Raw genomic sequence first — 14,869 nt, 5'->3', positions numbered from 1 at the left:
TTTCGATGTATCTTCAAACTGTCCTGCGCCTACGGTGGCGAGACGAGGAATTGTCTGACGGAATTCCTCGGGGAACTATTTCTGTACGAAAGGCACTTCAGTGGAGAAGAACAGCACGGCGGGAAAGCGCAAGATCAGGCGGGCGGCCCTGGCCGTCGTCGCGGCATGGAGCGTCGCCGTCGCCGGCACCGTGGTGGTCAGCCCGCAGGCGCAGGCGGCCCCGGCCCGGAACCTGGTCACCTTCGGTGACTCCTACATGTCCAACCCCACACCCGCCGAGGCCGTCGGCGCCAAGGTCCGCTCGGCCGCCGAGAACGCCGGCATCCCGCTGGACAACCCGGTCACCGCACCGCTGGGCCAGTACACCGCCCACGGTTGCGGTCAGTCGCCGACCAACGCCCCGCGTCAGATCGCCCGGATGACCGGCCTGACCGTCAACGACTACTCCTGCCCCGGTGCGATGGCCTACTCCACCGGCACCCCGGCGATGACGCTGCGCGGCGAAATCGACAACGCCCTGGCCGACCGGGCGCTCAACGCCCAGACCAGCAACGTCGTCATCCAGTTCGGCTTCAACGACTCCTACAGCTGGCTGTTGGGCAAAGTCATGGCCAACGGCCTGCCTGACACCTACCTCAACCTGCAGCAGCGCTACGCCGAGCAGAAGGTCCTGTGGGACCGGGCGATGAACGATGCGATCAACCGGATCAAGGCCGCCGCCCCCAACGCCCGGGTCACCATCGCCAGCTACCCGACGATCTCCAAGCCCGACACCGCCGAGCAGTGCCTGCTGCACGTCGAGATGATCCCCGGCGACATCGGCATCCCCGCCTTCTGGATCCGTGACGCCGAGGTCAACATCAGCAACTGGTCCAAGGCACTGGTCGCGGCACGCGCCCGCGACAACGTCGTGCTCGCCGACCTGCGCGGTGCGACCGCCGGCCGCGGCGAGTGCGCCCCCGACAACGTCCGGCTGATCGCCGGGGTCATCGACACCACCAACCGCTCCGGCTACAACCTGCCGGTGCACATGACCAACTGGGGCGTCACCCGGTCCGCTGAGGTCATCGCAGCGACCTTCTGACCCCGCTCACCACGCAACACCCCACCCCTCCCGAGACCTCCGGCCCCACCCCGGGGGTCTCGAGCACTGAAAGGATGCAACATGCACAAGCACGGAACCCACGTGTCGGCCCGTACGCAGGTCACCCAGATGATCGACTCACTCAAGCCCCTGGTCAAGGCCGGAGTGCTGCGCACCGGTGGGCCGAAGGAGTCCGTCGGACTCATCGGCGCGATGGGTAACTGGGGCATGTCCCTGGCCGCCCTTGCCGAGATGGGCGCGACGTCGTTCCCCAAGCGCACCGCCCTGATCGACGACCGCGGCGCGATGAGCTTCACCCAGCTGCGCGACGACGCCCGCGCCCTGGCGCGCACCCTGCGCAGCTACACCACCGACGACGGGCAGGACGTCTCGTCGATCTCGGTCATCGCGCGCAACAGCCGCGGCCTCGTCCTGCCGCTCATCGCCGCGGCCTACCTCGGCGCCGAGGCAAAGATCCTCAACCCCGGGTCCTCGCTGTCGCAGTTGCAGGACATCGCCCGCGAGTACCCCAGCGACGTGACCTTCATCGACGCCGAGTTCGGCGAGGTGCTCGCCGAGCTCAACGCCGACAACAAGATCGCTGTCGCCGAATGGTCCGGCAGCATCCAGGACACCGAAACGCTCGAGTCGCTGATCGGTGCAGGACGCGGTGAGTACCGCCACGTCGCACTGCCACAGCGCCCCACCCAGGCGTCCACCGTCATCATGTCCTCGGGCACCCGCGGGGTGCCCAAGGCGGTCGTGCTGCCCGTCCCGCGCACCCCCAAGGTGCTCGGCAGCATCCTGGAGCGCATCCCGTTCCGCTCCGGTGACGTCATCCAGCTGTCCGTGGGCATGTTCCACGCCTGGGGCTGGCTGAACCTGCACATCTCCATGGCCACCGGCTCGACCCTGTTGACCCGCCGCTGGTTCGACGTGGACACCGAGGTCGCCGACATCACCACCCACAAGGTCACCGGCATCGTCTCCGCCGCGGTGTACCTGCGTCAGGTCCTCGCCGGCGTCAACGACGGCAACGTGGACGTCACCGGCGTACGCTACATCGTCTCCGCCGGCAACGCCATCGCCCCTGAACTCGTCGTCGAGCTCAACGAGCGCTTCGGCGACCGGACCGGCGTGGTCCACAACTTCTACGGCTCCACCGAGCACGGTCAGATCACCCTGGCCACCGCCGCCGACATGGTCACCGACCCCACCACCGCCGGACGCCCCGGCCCCGGCGTGCGCCTGGAGATCCTCGGCGACGACCTCACGCCGCTGCCGGACGGCCAGACCGGAGTGATCTACTCGTCGAACTCCATGACCTCGCTGGGCTTCCTGTCCGACAAGGACTCCGGCGACGTGGTCGACGGCATGCTCTCCACCGGTGACAAGGGCTACATCGACGCCGACGGCAAGCTCTACGTGTGCGGTCGCGCCGACGACATGGTCATCCGCGGCGGCGAGAACATCCACCCCCGCGTCATCGAGGAGTTCCTGCTCACCCTGCCTCAGATCGACGACGCCTTCGTCATCGGCCACCAGGACGACGTGGTCGCCACACTCAACGCCTTCATCGTCCTGTCCGCCGAGTCTGCTGAGGTCACCGACGACGAGCTCAACGCCGCGGTACTCGCCGGGGTCAACCAGTTCTGCTCGCTCGACAACATCGTCCGCCTCGACGACCTGCCCCGCAACGACTCCGGCAAGGTCGTCCCGCGCCTGCTGCCGCAGGTCGCCGACAAGGCCGACAACGCCTCCTAGCCAACAACGAGAACAAGGAGAACACCATGTACTACTCCAACGGCAACTACGAGGCTTTCGCCCGCCCGCGCAAGCCCGAAGGCGTCGACGACAAGCACGCCTGGATCGTCGGCACCGGCCTGGCCGGGCTGGCTGCGGCGACCTTCCTGATTCGCGACGCACAGATGCCCGGCGCCAACATCCACCTCATCGAGGAACTCCCGCTGGCCGGTGGCTCCCTCGACGGTGAAGAGCGCCCCGACATCGGTTTCATCACCCGTGGTGGTCGGGAGATGGAGAACCACTTCGAGTGCCTCTGGGACATGTACCGCTCGATCCCGTCGCTGGAGATCCCCGGTGCGTCCTACCTCGACGAGTACTACTGGCTCGACAAGGACGACCCGAACTCGTCGAACTGCCGGCTGATCCACGACCGTGGCAACCGGGTGCCCACCGACGGGGACTTCACCCTCACGGAGAACGCCCAGCTCGAGATCGTCAAGCTGGTCACCGCCTCCGAGCACACCCTCGAAGGCCGCACCATCGAGGACTACTTCTCCGAGGAGTTCTTCGCCAGCAACTTCTGGTTCTACTGGGCCACGATGTTCGCCTTCGAGAAGTGGCACTCGCTGATCGAGATGCGCCGCTACGTGATGCGTTTCATCCACCACACCGGCGGCCTGCCGGACTTCACCGCCCTGAAATTCAACCGCTACAACCAGTACGACTCCATGGTCCGGCCCATCCTGGCCTACCTGCTCGACCACGGCGTCGACGTGCGCTACGGCACCACCGTCACCGACATCGACGTCACCATCGACGGTGCAGGCGACAGCGAGAAGAAGATGGCCACCGCGCTCCACCTGGCCACCGCCGAGGGCGGGCAGACCGTGGAGCTGGGCGCCGAGGACTACGTGTTCGTCACCAACGGGTCGATCACCGAGTCCACCACCTACGGTTCACACCACACCGCGGCACCGGTGACCACCGAGCCCGGTGGGGCATGGGAGCTGTGGGAGAACCTCGCGTCGAAGTCGCCTGACTTCGGTCGCCCGGCGGTGTTCTACAAGAACCTGCCGGAGAAGAGCTGGTACGTCTCGGCCACCGCCACGGTCAAGGACGCCCGCGTCGAACCGTTCATCGAGCGGCTCACCCGGCGCTCGTTGCACGACGGCAAGGTCAACACCGGTGGCATCATCACCGTCACCGACTCCACCTGGCTGATGAGCTTCGCGGTGCACCGCCAGCCGCACTTCACCTCCCAGAACCCCGACGAGACCGTGGTGTGGATCTACGCGTTGTACTCCGACGTCGACGGCGACTACGTGAAGAAGCCGATCGTGGAGTGCACCGGCGAGGAGATCACCCAGGAGTGGCTCTACCACCTCGGTGTGCCGGTCGACCAGATCGACGAGCTGGCCTCCCAGACGTCGATCAACACCAACCCGGTGTACATGCCGTTCATCACCGCGTACTTCATGCCGCGGCGTGCCGGCGACCGTCCTGCCGTGGTGCCGCAGGGCTCGGCGAACCTGGCGTTCATCGGCAACTTCGCCGAGTCGCCCTCGCGCGACACGGTATTCACCACGGAGTACTCCGTGCGTACCGCCATGGAGGCCGTCTACACCTTCATGAACGTCGACCGTGGCATCCCGGAGGTCTTCGGTTCGGTCTACGACCTGCGTGAACTGCTCAAGGCCACCTACCACCTGCGTGACCGCAAGAGCTTCGACGAGCAGCCGGTGACCACGAAGTTCAAGCTGCCGGTGCCTGGTTTCGTCAAGGCGAAGGTGCGCGCGAAGCTGGACGGTGTCCTGCACGGGACCTGGATCGAGGAGCTGCTGCAGGACTCCGGTCTGCTGAAGCGCTGACCAGTTCCGCCGCGCGTGCCGGGCGGCGTACCCTGAGCCCCGGATCACCGGTCACGGTGATCCCCGGCTCGTAGAAGGAGGTGCGCCAGATGCCCGAGGGCGACTCCGTGCTGCAGCTGTCCAACCGCATGCAGTGGATGACCGGGCGGACCGTGACCCGGAGCGACATCCGCGTGCCCCGGTTCGCCACGGAGGACCTCACCGGACTCAGCGTCCGGCGTGTGTGGCCCTACGGCAAGCACCTGTTCATCGACGTCGGCGGGCGCGTTCTGCACACCCACCTGAAGATGGAGGGTGTGTGGTCCATCCACGCCGCCGGCGCGCGCTGGCGTCGGCCCGGGCACACCGCCCGGGTCGTCCTGCGCTTCAGCCCGCAGCATCCCGGTGGCCCCGAGATCGAGACCGTGGGCCACAGCCTCGGCTTCGTCCGACTCTTCGACATCGACGAGTACCCGCAGGTCGTCGGACACCTGGGCCCCGACATCCTCGCGCCCGACTGGGCATCGGCGGGTGGACGCGACGACGCCCTGGCCCGCATCCTGACCCGGCCTGAGCGCAGCATCGGTGCCGCGCTGCTTGACCAACGCAACGTCGCCGGCATCGGCAACGAGTACCGGGCGGAGGTCTGCTTCCTCGGCGGGGTCGACCCGCGCCGCCCGGTGGGGCAGGGGCAGGACGCTGCGAGCACCGCCGCGCACCTGCTCGACCTGTCGCGCACCGTGATGTGGGAGAACAGGCTGGAACCCCGTCGGCTGTTCACCGGCGACCGACGCCCCGGTATGGGCAACTACGTGTTCGGCCGGGCGGCGAAGGCCTGCCGACGTTGCGGCACCCCGGTGCTCAAGGGTTTCCTCGGCGGGGTGGACGCCGGCGGCGACGACGGGGAACTCGAACGGGTCATCTGGTGGTGCCCGGTCTGCCAGCCGCAGTGAGGTTGTCCTGAAACCCCACTCAGATGGTGGTCATCGGGAGGTGGACCAACATCCGCGTGGGGTTCTGGGGACAACTCCGGAAGAAGGCATCGGAAGTTGTCCACAGTTTTCGGGGACTGTGGGGGGCAGGGTGGACCGGGCGGCGGGGCTGGTGTCTACTTCGGTGCACGGCTGACACCGGGGGAGAGGACCACACCGATGGGGAAGAATACGCGGGCACAGGGACGGGGGCCCGCCTACACCTGGCGGGTGATGCCGGGCATCATTCCGCAGGCCAGGGCCGAACTGAAGGCCGCCGGAAAGGTGACCGACTGGAAGCTGCGCCACCACTACCGTGCCGTGGCACACGGGGTGGTGGTGCCGCGTGACGCCGGGACCGGCCATGACAACAGCGGCGGATTCGGGGTCGACATCGTCACCCGCGCTCGGGCCCAACACCTCGTCCAGCCGGAGGCCGTGATCGGCGGATGGGCTGCCGCCGCGCTGCACGGGCTGCGTCCGGACTGGGCCGACCACGCGCCCGTGTTGATCCACATGGGGAGCAAGCATCGCCTGTCTGCGGTGACCGCCGAGGCGGTGCGTACACTCCTCCGACCCGTGGTCCAGCCACTGCCGGCGACGATGGCGACTACCTGTCCGGACCCGCGTTTCCCGCAGATGCGAGTCGTCACCCCGGCATTTGCTGCGGCACAGTGCCTGTGGAGCATCCTGACCAGCCGGCACACCTGGTGGGTGGACGGCGTCCCCGGCCTGACCTGGGAACAGGTCCGTGCTGTGCAGTTCATCGACGCCTTCGCGCAGTGCACCTGGATCACCCGTGACGAGATTCTGGCTGCGGCGAAAGGCATGGTGAACAGGCGTGACCTCGCACCCGTGCTGGCGTTGTCGGACGATGGAGCGCAGTCGCCGATGGAGACCACGATGCGGCTGATGGTCCGGGACCTGCTGCCGGCACCCCACCGGTGGGTCTCCCAGGTGAGGGTCGACCTGGAACGGGGAGCGCACTCCGGCTGGACCGCCCGGACGCTACCTGACCTGGGGGTTCCAAAACTCAAGGTGGCGGTCTACTACGACGGCGCCCACCACGACACCGCGCAGCAGACGGACGTGGACTTCGACCAGTTCCACGCGCTGCGGGACCTGGAGTGGGAGGCGCTGAGGTTCAACAAACGCCATCTACGGTGTCCCGGCGATCTACGCGAACAGGTGTGCAACGTCATCGGCAGGGCGATGGCGGCGCTGGAGGCCCGGACATCCTGAACCCCCCGCAGATGGTGGTCACAAGGAGTTGGACCAACAATCGCGTGGGGTTCTGGGACAGGTGGCGAAAGTCCGGTGACTAGCGCTTCCGGTTGCGCAGCACGTGGCGCAGCAGGGAGTCGGTGGAGGGGTCGCCGGTGTCGACGTCGGAGGAGTCGGTGTTGGTGCTCAGCAGCGGCAGCAGCTCATTGGCCTGCTTCTTGCCGAGCTCCACGCCCCACTGGTCGAAGCTGTTGATGCCCCACACCACACCCTGCACGAAGCAGATGTGCTCGTAGAGGGCGATCAGCGCGCCGAGGGTGCGCGGGGTCAGCTTGTCCGCCACGATCGTGGACGACGGACGGTTGCCCGGCATCACCTTGTGCGGGATCAGATCCTCGTCCACACCGGCCTCACGCAGCTCCTCGGCGGACCGGCCGAAGGCCATCACGCGCGACTGGGCGAGGAAGTTCGACAGCAGCATGTCGTGCATGCTGGTCTCCCCGTCGGAGCCCTTCTGGTCGGTGTGGGGGTTGACGAAGCCGATGAAGTCCGCCGGGATCAGGTGCGTGCCCTGGTGGATCAGCTGCATGAAGGCGTGCTGGCCGTTCGTACCGGCCTCGCCCCAGTACACCTCGCCCGTCTCGGCGGTGGTCAGTTCCCCGTCGAGGCGCACGGACTTGCCGTTGGACTCCATCATCAGCTGCTGCAGGTAGGCGGGGAAACGGCCCAGGTCCTGCGAGTAGGGGAGCACCACGTGGGACTGCGAGCTGAGCACCGAGGTGTACCAGACACCGAACAGGCCCATGAGTACCGGCGCGTTCATCTCCAACGGCTCGGAGTAGAAGTGGTTGTCCACCTCGTGGAAGCCGGCGATGAACTCCATGAAGTCACGCGGACCGATCGCCGCCATCAGGGACAGGCCGATCGCCGAGTCCACCGAGTAGCGTCCGCCGACCCAGTCCCAGAAGCCGAACATGTTGCGGGTGTCGATGCCGAACTTCTCCACCTCGTCGGCGTTGGTGGACACCGCGACGAAGTGCTTGGCCACCGCGTCCTTCGACGCGGCCTCGTCGGAGGTGTCGACACCGGTGCGCTTGAGCCCGTCGAGCAGCCAGCGCCGGGCGCTGTGCGCGTTGGCCAGGGTCTCGGAGGTGGTGAAGGTCTTCGAGGAGACCACGAACAGCGTGGACTCCGGGTCGAGCCCGTCGAGCGTGGCGGTGATGTCCGCCGGGTCCACGTTCGACACGAAGTACGGGGTGATCCCGGCGGTGCAGTACGGACGCAGCGCCTGGGCCGCCATCGAGGGGCCCAAGTCGGAGCCGCCGATGCCGATGTTCACCACGTTCTTGATGGTGTGGTTCGTGGCGCCACGCCAGTCACCGCTGCGCAGCGCCTTGGCCAGACCGCGCATGCGGTCCAGGGTGTGGTGCACGTCCTCGGCGATGTCCTGCCCGTCGACGGTGAGGTCCTGGTCGATCGGCACGCGCAGGCCCGTGTGCAGCGCGGCACGGTCCTCGGTGGTGTTGACGTGCTCACCGTTGAACAGCGACTGGCGGTAGTTCTCGATCCCCTTGGCGCGCGCCACGTTGAGCAGCAGGCGCACCGTGTTCTCGTCGACGAGGTTCTTCGAGAGGTCCACGTGCAGCGGGCCGACCTCGAAGGTCATGTCGCCGGCACGTCCCGGATCGTCCTGGAACAGCTCCTTCAGGGTGGTGCCCTTGAAGCGGGTCGCGTGGGCGACGAGGGCCTGCCACTCCGGCGTCTTCGTCACGGGGGTGGGGTTCGGGACGGTGAAAGTCACAGGTGTCGCCCTTTCGAGAATCCGGTGTGTCTTGTCAGTTCACCGCCCACGGTAGCGGAAAACCGGTTGCCCGGCCGGGCGTCAGGGGGTCAGTTCGGGGTGAGTGCGGCGAGCACCGCGTCCTGCAGGAGCCCGTTGGACGCCACGGCGGAACCGGCGTACGGACCCGGCGTGCCGTCGAGGGCGGTGAAGCGTCCTCCGGCCTCGCGCACCAGGACGTCCAGCGCGGCGAGGTCCCACAGGTTGACCTCGGGTTCGGCGGCGACGTCGACCGCACCCTCGGCGACGAGGCAGTAGGACCAGAAGTCGCCGAAACCGCGCAGGCGCCAGGCGGCGTCCGTCAGTGCGATGAGGTCGTCGCGGCGTCCGACCTTGTGCCAGCCCTCCAAGGAGGACAGGGAGATCGAGCAGTCCGCCACGTCCGACACCTTCGACACGCCGATCCGGCGTGCCTCGCCGGTGCCGAAGGTGGACCAGGCGCCCATGTCCGCCGCCGCCCACCAGCGCCGCGACAGGCCCGGGGCGGAGACCACGCCGACCACCGGGGTGCCGTCGACGACCAGGGAGATCAGCGTGGCCCACACCGGCACGCCGCGCACGAAGTTCTTCGTGCCGTCGATCGGGTCGATGACCCACTGGCGGCCGGTGCGTGCGGCGTCCCCGCCGAACTCCTCACCGAGCACGTCGTCGTCGGCGCGGCGGGTGGCGAGCACCTCGCGCAGCCGGCGTTCCACCTCGGTGTCGGCGTCGGAGACGGGGGTCAGGTCCGGCTTCGTGGAGACCTGCAGGTCACCGGCGCCGAAGCGGTCCATCGTGACGGCGTCGGCGGTGTCGGCCAGGTGCAGGGCCAGGGTCAGGTCGTCGGCGTATGCGCTCATGCACCCAAGGATAGGGACTCCACGACCGCCTCGACACTGGAGGGTGCCCCGGCGACCGACCACAGTCGCCCGCCGGCGCTGACCCGCTCGCAGCGTCCTCCCGCGCCCTCGATCAGCGCGCGGCCCGGCAGCAGGTCCCACGGCAGGACGCTGTGCTGGAACCAGCACGCGCCGTTGCCGGCCGCCACGCCCGCCATGTCCACCGACGCCGAGCCGTTCCAGCGCACCGTCGCGAAATCGCCCACGACCTTCGTGAACACCGCGTTGAGCTCCGGGTTGGTGATGTCGGTGGGGTGCAGGTAGCCGCTGAGGCAGGACTGCTGCGGCGCGAGGTCCGGCAGCGTGCCCACCGGGGCGCCGTCCAGCGTGGTGGGGATGCCGGGGCCGCCGAACCACGTGTAGCCCATCGCCGGACGGTGCACCGCGCCGAAGTGCAGCCGCTCCGGATCCTCCGGGTCGCCGTCGACCAGCGCCAACGCCGAGCACCAGTAGTCCGAACCGGTGGTGAAGTTGTACGTGCCGTCCACCGGGTCGATCACCCACGTGCGCCCCGACTCCGACGGCGCGGAGGCGCCCTCCTCGCCGAGCAGGCCGTCCTGCGGACGCAGCGTCCTGAGCACCTCGGCGACGAAACCCTCCGCCGCACGGTCGGCCTCCGTCACCACGTCCGACACCGAGGTCTTGAACTCGGTGGTCAGCCCCGCCTCGCGCATGCGCCAGGCCAGCCGGCCGGCGTTGTAGACCAGGGCCTGGGCGAGGGTGCCGTCGTCGTCCCGGTCGTGGGAGATGATGAACGTCTTCGTGATGGCCTGCAGGGCGTCCGCCGGGATGGGTGAGTTCATGCCCACTATTGTGCACCCGGTCCGCCCGGGGTGCAGCCCCTGGGGTCCGTGGCGGGTGAGTACAGTGGACGACCATGCAGCCCGATGTGATCTCCGCGATCGACGACCTCGACTCCACGCTCACCACCATCGAAAAGGTGCTCGACCTGGACGAGATGGAGTCGCGTTCCCGCGAACTCGAGGACCAGGCCGCCGACCCCTCCCTGTGGGACGACCCCGACCACGCCCAGCAGATCACCAGCCAGCTCAGCCACGTGCAGGCCCGGTTGAAGAAGGTCCGTGGCCTGCGCGACCGGCTCAACGACCTGCCCGTGATGTACGAGATGGCCGAGGAGTCCGAGGGCGACGAGGCGGCCGAGGCCACTGAACTGGCCGACGGCGAACTCTCCGACCTGCGCGAGGAGATCGAGTCCCTCGAGGTCACCACCATGCTCTCCGGCGAGTACGACTCCCGTGAGGCCGTGGTGAACATCCGCTCCGCCGCCGGTGGTGTGGACGCCGCCGACTGGGCCGAGATGCTCATGCGCATGTACACCCGCTGGGCCGAGAAGTCCGGGCACAAGGTCGAGGTCTACGACATCTCCTACGCCGAGGAGGCCGGGATCAAGTCCGCCACCTTCGTGGTGCACGGCGACTACATGTACGGCACCCTGTCGGTGGAGCAGGGCACCCACCGCCTGGTGCGCATCAGCCCCTTCGACAACCAGGGTCGCCGCCAGACCTCCTTCGCCGAGGTCGAGGTGCTGCCCGTGGTGGAGACCTCCGACCACGTCGACATCGACGACAACGACGTGCGCGTGGACGTGTACCGCTCCTCCGGCCCCGGCGGGCAGTCGGTGAACACCACCGACTCCGCGGTGCGGCTGACGCACATCCCCACCGGCATCGTGGTGACCTGCCAGAACGAGAAGTCGCAGATCCAGAACAAGGCCTCGGCCATGCGCGTGCTCGCCGCGAAGCTGCTGGAGCGCAAGCGCCAGGAGGAGGCCGCGGAGCTGGACGCGCTGCGTGGCGACGGCTCGAACTCCTGGGGCAACCAGATGCGCTCCTACGTGCTGCACCCGTACCAGATGGTCAAGGACCTGCGGACGAACTTCGAGGTCAACGACCCGTCCAAGGTGCTCGACGGCGGCATCGACGGCCTGCTGGAGGCCGGTATCCGCTGGCGTATGGCCGAGCAGCAGGGCGAGGGGAAGTAGCGCCTGCGGCTGGTGGGCGCGGCTGGTGGCTGTGGCTGGTGCATGTCATCTGACTCATGCCCCAGGTAGATTTCCGCCCGTTTTCCGCCCTGGGGCATGACTCAGATGACATGTCCGCCGGCATGCGGCCTCATGTGGCACCGGGGACATCCGGGGACACCTGGGGACACCTGGGCCCCCGCTACGCACCCCCGGTATGCGGCTTATAGGAGGGTCCCTTTTTTGGCCCGGGTGTATTAGTGTCGGATGAATGACGGCTGGCACGACAGGTGTAGGGATCGGCTCAGGCGAGAGCCGGGCGGTCCTCCGGTTGCGGGGCGGCGGGCTCTCGCAGTGGACCTGGCGGGGGAGGCGGATGCTCGAGGGGTACGGCGGCCCCGGGGAACCGGACACCCCACCCCTGTCGGCGAACCTCGTCCTCGCGCCGTGGCCGAACCGGACCCGCGACGGGGTCTACGACTTCGACGGGCGCCGTGAACTGGAGGTCACCGAACCCGACAAGAACACCGCCATCCACGGCTTCGTCTCCGACCTGGAGTGGACCGTGGCGGAGCGGCATCCCGACTCCGTCCGGCTCTCCGTCGAGCCGGGCCCGCAACCGGGGTGGCCGTGGCCGGTGCACCTGTCGGTGCTCTACCGGGTCGGGGAGGACGGCCTGGAGGCGCACGCCACCCTTCGCAACGACGGTGACACCGACATGCCCGCGGCACTCGGGTTCCACCTCTACCCCTCGGCGCTCGGCGCCGACACGGACACCTGCTCGCTGCGTGTGCCGGCCCACCGTGTCCTGCCGCTCGACGGGCGGGGCCTGCCGGACGGTCCGCTGCAGGACGACAGGGACGTCCTGCCGGACGCGGTGACGCCGCTGGCGGGGCACGTGCTGGACCACTGCCTGCGTATCGACGACGGTGCGCAGGACGTGCCGGACGGCGCGGGCGCGCGCGTCGTCCTGCACCGTCCCGACGGTGCGGGCGTGGCGCTGACGACGTCGCCGGAGCTGCACTGGATCCAGGTCTTCACGCCCGACGACTCCACCGGGCAGCCCTACCCGGGCCGCCCCGGTGGGCGGGCCGTGGCCGTGGAACCGATGACCGCACCGCCGGACGCGCTGAACTCCGGCACCGACCTCGTCCGCCTGCCGCCGGGGGAGGCCCTGACCTGCTCCTGGCGGCTGGACGTGCTCACCCCCTGAACGACCCTGAAACTGACGTTTCTCCACCCCGATCAGCCCGCCTGATCCCGACCAGAAAGCGACTCTCTCATGGAGACCGCACCCAACGTCCTCCGGCTCGACGCGAGCTGGGTGGACTACGCGCTGGTGGCCCTGTTCTTCGTCTTCGTCCTCGGCATCGGCTGGGCCGCGAAGCGCAGGGTCTCCAGTTCCATCGACTTCTTCCTCTCCGGACGTGGACTGCCCGCCTGGGTCACCGGCCTGGCGTTCGTCGCGGCGAACCTCGGCGCCGTCGAGATCATCGGCATGTCCGCCAACGGTCTCGAGTACGGCCTGCAGACCATGCACTACTTCTGGATCGGCGCCGTGCCGGCCATGGTCTTCCTCGGCATCGTGATGATGCCCTTCTACTACGGCTCGAAGGTCCGTTCGGTGCCGGAGTTCATGCGCCGCCGGTTCGGCAACGGGGCACACCTGGTCAACGCGATCTCCTTCGCCGTGGCGCAGCTGCTCATCGCCGGTGTGAACCTGGTGCTGCTGGCCAAGGTGGTCAACGCGCTGCTCGGCTGGCCGCTGTGGATCACGCTGATCGCCGCGGCGCTGATCGTGCTGTCCTACATCACCCTCGGCGGGCTGTCGGCCTCGATCTACACCGAGGTGCTGCAGTTCTTCGTCATCGTCGCCGCGCTCGCCCCGCTGACCATCATCGGGTTGAACCGCGTCGGTGGCTGGGGTGCGCTGCGTGAGCAGGTGCAGGACTTCCAGAACCACGCGTGGCCGGCGCAGGAGCTGTCCGGGTTCAACAGCCCGGTGTTCTCCGTGATCGGCATCGTGCTGGGCCTGGGCTTCGTGCTGTCCTTCGGCTACTGGACCACGAACTTCGTGGAGGTGCAGCGGGCGATGGCGTCGGACTCGATCAGTGCGGCGCGCAAGACCCCGATCATCGGCTCCTTCGTGAAGCTGTTCATTCCGTTCATCGTGATCATCCCCGGCATGATCGCCGGCGTGGTGGTCTCCGCCTACGCCGAGGGCGGCGACGCCGAGCCGAACGACGCGATCCTCTACCTCATGCGCGACCTGCTTCCCACCGGACTGCTCGGCGTGGCCATCGCCGGCCTGCTGGCCTCGTTCATGGCCGGCATGGCGGCGAACATCTCCGCCTTCAACACCGTGTTCAGCTACGACCTGTGGCAGACCTACGTGGTCAAGGAGCGCGAGGACGGCTACTACCTCAACGTGGGTCGTTGGGCGACCGTGGGTGCGACCGTGATCGCCGTGGGCACCGCGCTGATCGCGAACAACTTCGGCAACGTCATGGACTACCTGCAGACGTTGTTCGGCTTCTTCAACGCCCCGCTGTTCGCCACGTTCCTGCTCGGTATGTTCTGGAAGCGCATGACCCCGCACGCCGGCTGGTCCGGCCTGGTCGCCGGTACCGCCGCGGCGATCATCTTCTGGTCGCTGTCGCTGGGCGCCGACCCGCTGGTGAACCTGCCCGGGCAGGGGACCGCGTTCGTCGCCGCCGGCCTGGCGTTCGCCGTGGACATCATCGTCTCCGTGGTCGTCACGTCCTTCACGAAGCCGAAGCCGGACAAGGAACTGGTCGGTTTCGTGAAGTCGGTGACCCCGAAGGCGATGCTGGAGGACCCGGTGGAGAAGACCCTGCCGTGGTACCGCCGCACCGTGCCGCTGGGTGTGCTGGCGCTGGTGATCGCCGTGGTCCTCAACGTGATCTTCCACTGACTTGTACTGACCTGAACTGAAAGGAGAACACCATGTCCGCGAATACCACTGATACCGCCGGCGCCACTCCCATGACCGACCCCGCTGCACCGGCCACCCACCGGGCGGGGGCCTTCGACATCCGGACGGTCACCGCGGCCCTGCTGGGGATCTACGGCGTCGTCCTGCTGCTGGTCGCCGCCTTCATGGACCCCGGCGTGAACCCGGACACCGGCGAGGCGAAGTCGATGACGGACAACGTCTGGGCCGGCATCGCCCTGATCGTCGTCGCCGGCGCCCTGGTCCTGTGGGCCCGGCTGAACCCCGTCGTCGTCGACGAGTCGCTCATCGACGAGGACAAGCTCCCCGGGGCCGACGACTGAT

General features: G+C 68.1%; 12 protein-coding genes. 9 read left to right on the top strand and 3 right to left on the bottom strand.

Features of this window, described 5'->3' with window-relative positions; translation table 11 throughout:
• Nucleotides 1-100: 100 nt before the first annotated feature.
• The 5 genes from ACT3S3_RS06305 to ACT3S3_RS06285 all read left to right on the top strand — a co-directional run bounded on the left by ACT3S3_RS06305 (nucleotide 101) and on the right by ACT3S3_RS06285 (nucleotide 6,890).
• Nucleotides 101-1,084, top strand: a complete 984-nt coding sequence (locus tag ACT3S3_RS06305) for a GDSL-type esterase/lipase family protein (RefSeq protein ID WP_301442805.1) — start codon at nucleotides 101-103, stop codon at nucleotides 1,082-1,084.
• Between the two features lie 81 nt (nucleotides 1,085-1,165).
• Nucleotides 1,166-2,848 (top strand): AMP-binding protein, encoded by a 1,683-nt coding sequence (locus ACT3S3_RS06300; RefSeq protein ID WP_301443859.1) that lies wholly within the window; start codon nucleotides 1,166-1,168, stop codon nucleotides 2,846-2,848.
• A 26-nt stretch (nucleotides 2,849-2,874) separates the two neighbouring features.
• Nucleotides 2,875-4,698 (top strand): oleate hydratase, encoded by a 1,824-nt coding sequence (locus tag ACT3S3_RS06295; RefSeq protein ID WP_441578968.1) that lies wholly within the window; start codon nucleotides 2,875-2,877, stop codon nucleotides 4,696-4,698.
• An 89-nt stretch (nucleotides 4,699-4,787) separates the two neighbouring features.
• Nucleotides 4,788-5,630 (top strand): DNA-formamidopyrimidine glycosylase family protein, encoded by an 843-nt coding sequence (locus tag ACT3S3_RS06290; RefSeq protein ID WP_301443857.1) that lies wholly within the window; start codon nucleotides 4,788-4,790, stop codon nucleotides 5,628-5,630.
• A gap of 198 nt (nucleotides 5,631-5,828) precedes the next feature.
• Nucleotides 5,829-6,890, top strand: coding sequence for a DUF559 domain-containing protein (locus tag ACT3S3_RS06285; RefSeq protein WP_301443111.1), 1,062 nt, complete (start codon nucleotides 5,829-5,831; stop codon nucleotides 6,888-6,890).
• Nucleotides 6,891-6,969: 79 nt separating this feature from the next.
• Here the strand turns inward: ACT3S3_RS06285 and pgi are convergent, their stop codons facing one another.
• The 3 genes from pgi to ACT3S3_RS06270 all read right to left on the bottom strand — a co-directional run bounded on the left by pgi (nucleotide 6,970) and on the right by ACT3S3_RS06270 (nucleotide 10,393).
• Nucleotides 6,970-8,673 (bottom strand): glucose-6-phosphate isomerase, encoded by a 1,704-nt coding sequence (pgi, locus tag ACT3S3_RS06280; protein ID WP_441578969.1) that lies wholly within the window; start codon nucleotides 8,671-8,673, stop codon nucleotides 6,970-6,972.
• Between the two features lie 89 nt (nucleotides 8,674-8,762).
• Nucleotides 8,763-9,551 carry an inositol monophosphatase family protein gene (locus ACT3S3_RS06275; RefSeq protein ID WP_301443109.1) on the bottom strand — a complete coding sequence of 263 codons (789 nt, stop codon included), beginning with the start codon at nucleotides 9,549-9,551 and terminating at the stop codon, nucleotides 8,763-8,765.
• A complete protein-coding gene (locus ACT3S3_RS06270; RefSeq protein ID WP_301443108.1) occupies nucleotides 9,548-10,393 on the bottom strand; it encodes an inositol monophosphatase family protein in 846 nt (281 codons plus the stop codon). Before ACT3S3_RS06270 ends, ACT3S3_RS06275 begins: the two co-directional genes overlap by 4 nt.
• A gap of 74 nt (nucleotides 10,394-10,467) precedes the next feature.
• On the opposite strand from ACT3S3_RS06270, the gene prfB reads away from it, so the two are divergent.
• The 4 genes from prfB (at nucleotide 10,468) to ACT3S3_RS06250 (ending at nucleotide 14,868) form a co-directional block, all read left to right on the top strand.
• Entirely contained in the window at nucleotides 10,468-11,592 is a 1,125-nt protein-coding gene (prfB, locus tag ACT3S3_RS06265; RefSeq protein WP_301443107.1) for a peptide chain release factor 2, read from the top strand.
• Between the two features lie 250 nt (nucleotides 11,593-11,842).
• Entirely contained in the window at nucleotides 11,843-12,784 is a 942-nt protein-coding gene (locus ACT3S3_RS06260) for an aldose epimerase family protein (RefSeq protein ID WP_301443106.1), read from the top strand.
• Between the two features lie 69 nt (nucleotides 12,785-12,853).
• Nucleotides 12,854-14,506: a sodium:solute symporter family protein gene (locus ACT3S3_RS06255; RefSeq protein ID WP_301443105.1), complete on the top strand. Its 1,653-nt coding sequence runs from the start codon at nucleotides 12,854-12,856 to the stop codon at nucleotides 14,504-14,506.
• A gap of 32 nt (nucleotides 14,507-14,538) precedes the next feature.
• Nucleotides 14,539-14,868 carry an LPXTG cell wall anchor domain-containing protein gene (locus ACT3S3_RS06250; protein ID WP_301443104.1) on the top strand — a complete coding sequence of 110 codons (330 nt, stop codon included), beginning with the start codon at nucleotides 14,539-14,541 and terminating at the stop codon, nucleotides 14,866-14,868.
• Nucleotide 14,869 lies beyond the last annotated feature (1 nt).

The organism is Corynebacterium sp. AOP40-4SA-5, assembly GCF_052377355.1.
Lineage (GTDB): Bacteria > Actinomycetota > Actinomycetes > Mycobacteriales > Mycobacteriaceae > Corynebacterium.
The sequence above is the reverse complement of the archived record's forward strand: the minus strand, read 5'-3'. Positions and strand labels throughout refer to the sequence as shown.

Bases quoted from the DNA above. Each gene is read 5' to 3' on its own strand.
- ACT3S3_RS06300 (WP_301443859.1), top strand. From the start codon at position 1,166: ATGCACAAGCACGGAACCCACGTGTCGGCCCGTACGCAGGTCACCCAG.
- ACT3S3_RS06295 (WP_441578968.1), top strand. From the start codon at position 2,875: ATGTACTACTCCAACGGCAACTACGAGGCTTTCGCCCGCCCGCGCAAG.
- ACT3S3_RS06290 (WP_301443857.1), top strand. From the start codon at position 4,788: ATGCCCGAGGGCGACTCCGTGCTGCAGCTGTCCAACCGCATGCAGTGG.
- ACT3S3_RS06285 (WP_301443111.1), top strand. From the start codon at position 5,829: ATGGGGAAGAATACGCGGGCACAGGGACGGGGGCCCGCCTACACCTGG.
- ACT3S3_RS06275 (WP_301443109.1), bottom strand. From the start codon at position 9,551: ATGAGCGCATACGCCGACGACCTGACCCTGGCCCTGCACCTGGCCGAC.
- ACT3S3_RS06270 (WP_301443108.1), bottom strand. From the start codon at position 10,393: ATGAACTCACCCATCCCGGCGGACGCCCTGCAGGCCATCACGAAGACG.
- prfB (WP_301443107.1), top strand. From the start codon at position 10,468: ATGCAGCCCGATGTGATCTCCGCGATCGACGACCTCGACTCCACGCTC.
- ACT3S3_RS06260 (WP_301443106.1), top strand. From the start codon at position 11,843: ATGACGGCTGGCACGACAGGTGTAGGGATCGGCTCAGGCGAGAGCCGG.
- ACT3S3_RS06255 (WP_301443105.1), top strand. From the start codon at position 12,854: ATGGAGACCGCACCCAACGTCCTCCGGCTCGACGCGAGCTGGGTGGAC.
- ACT3S3_RS06250 (WP_301443104.1), top strand. From the start codon at position 14,539: ATGTCCGCGAATACCACTGATACCGCCGGCGCCACTCCCATGACCGAC.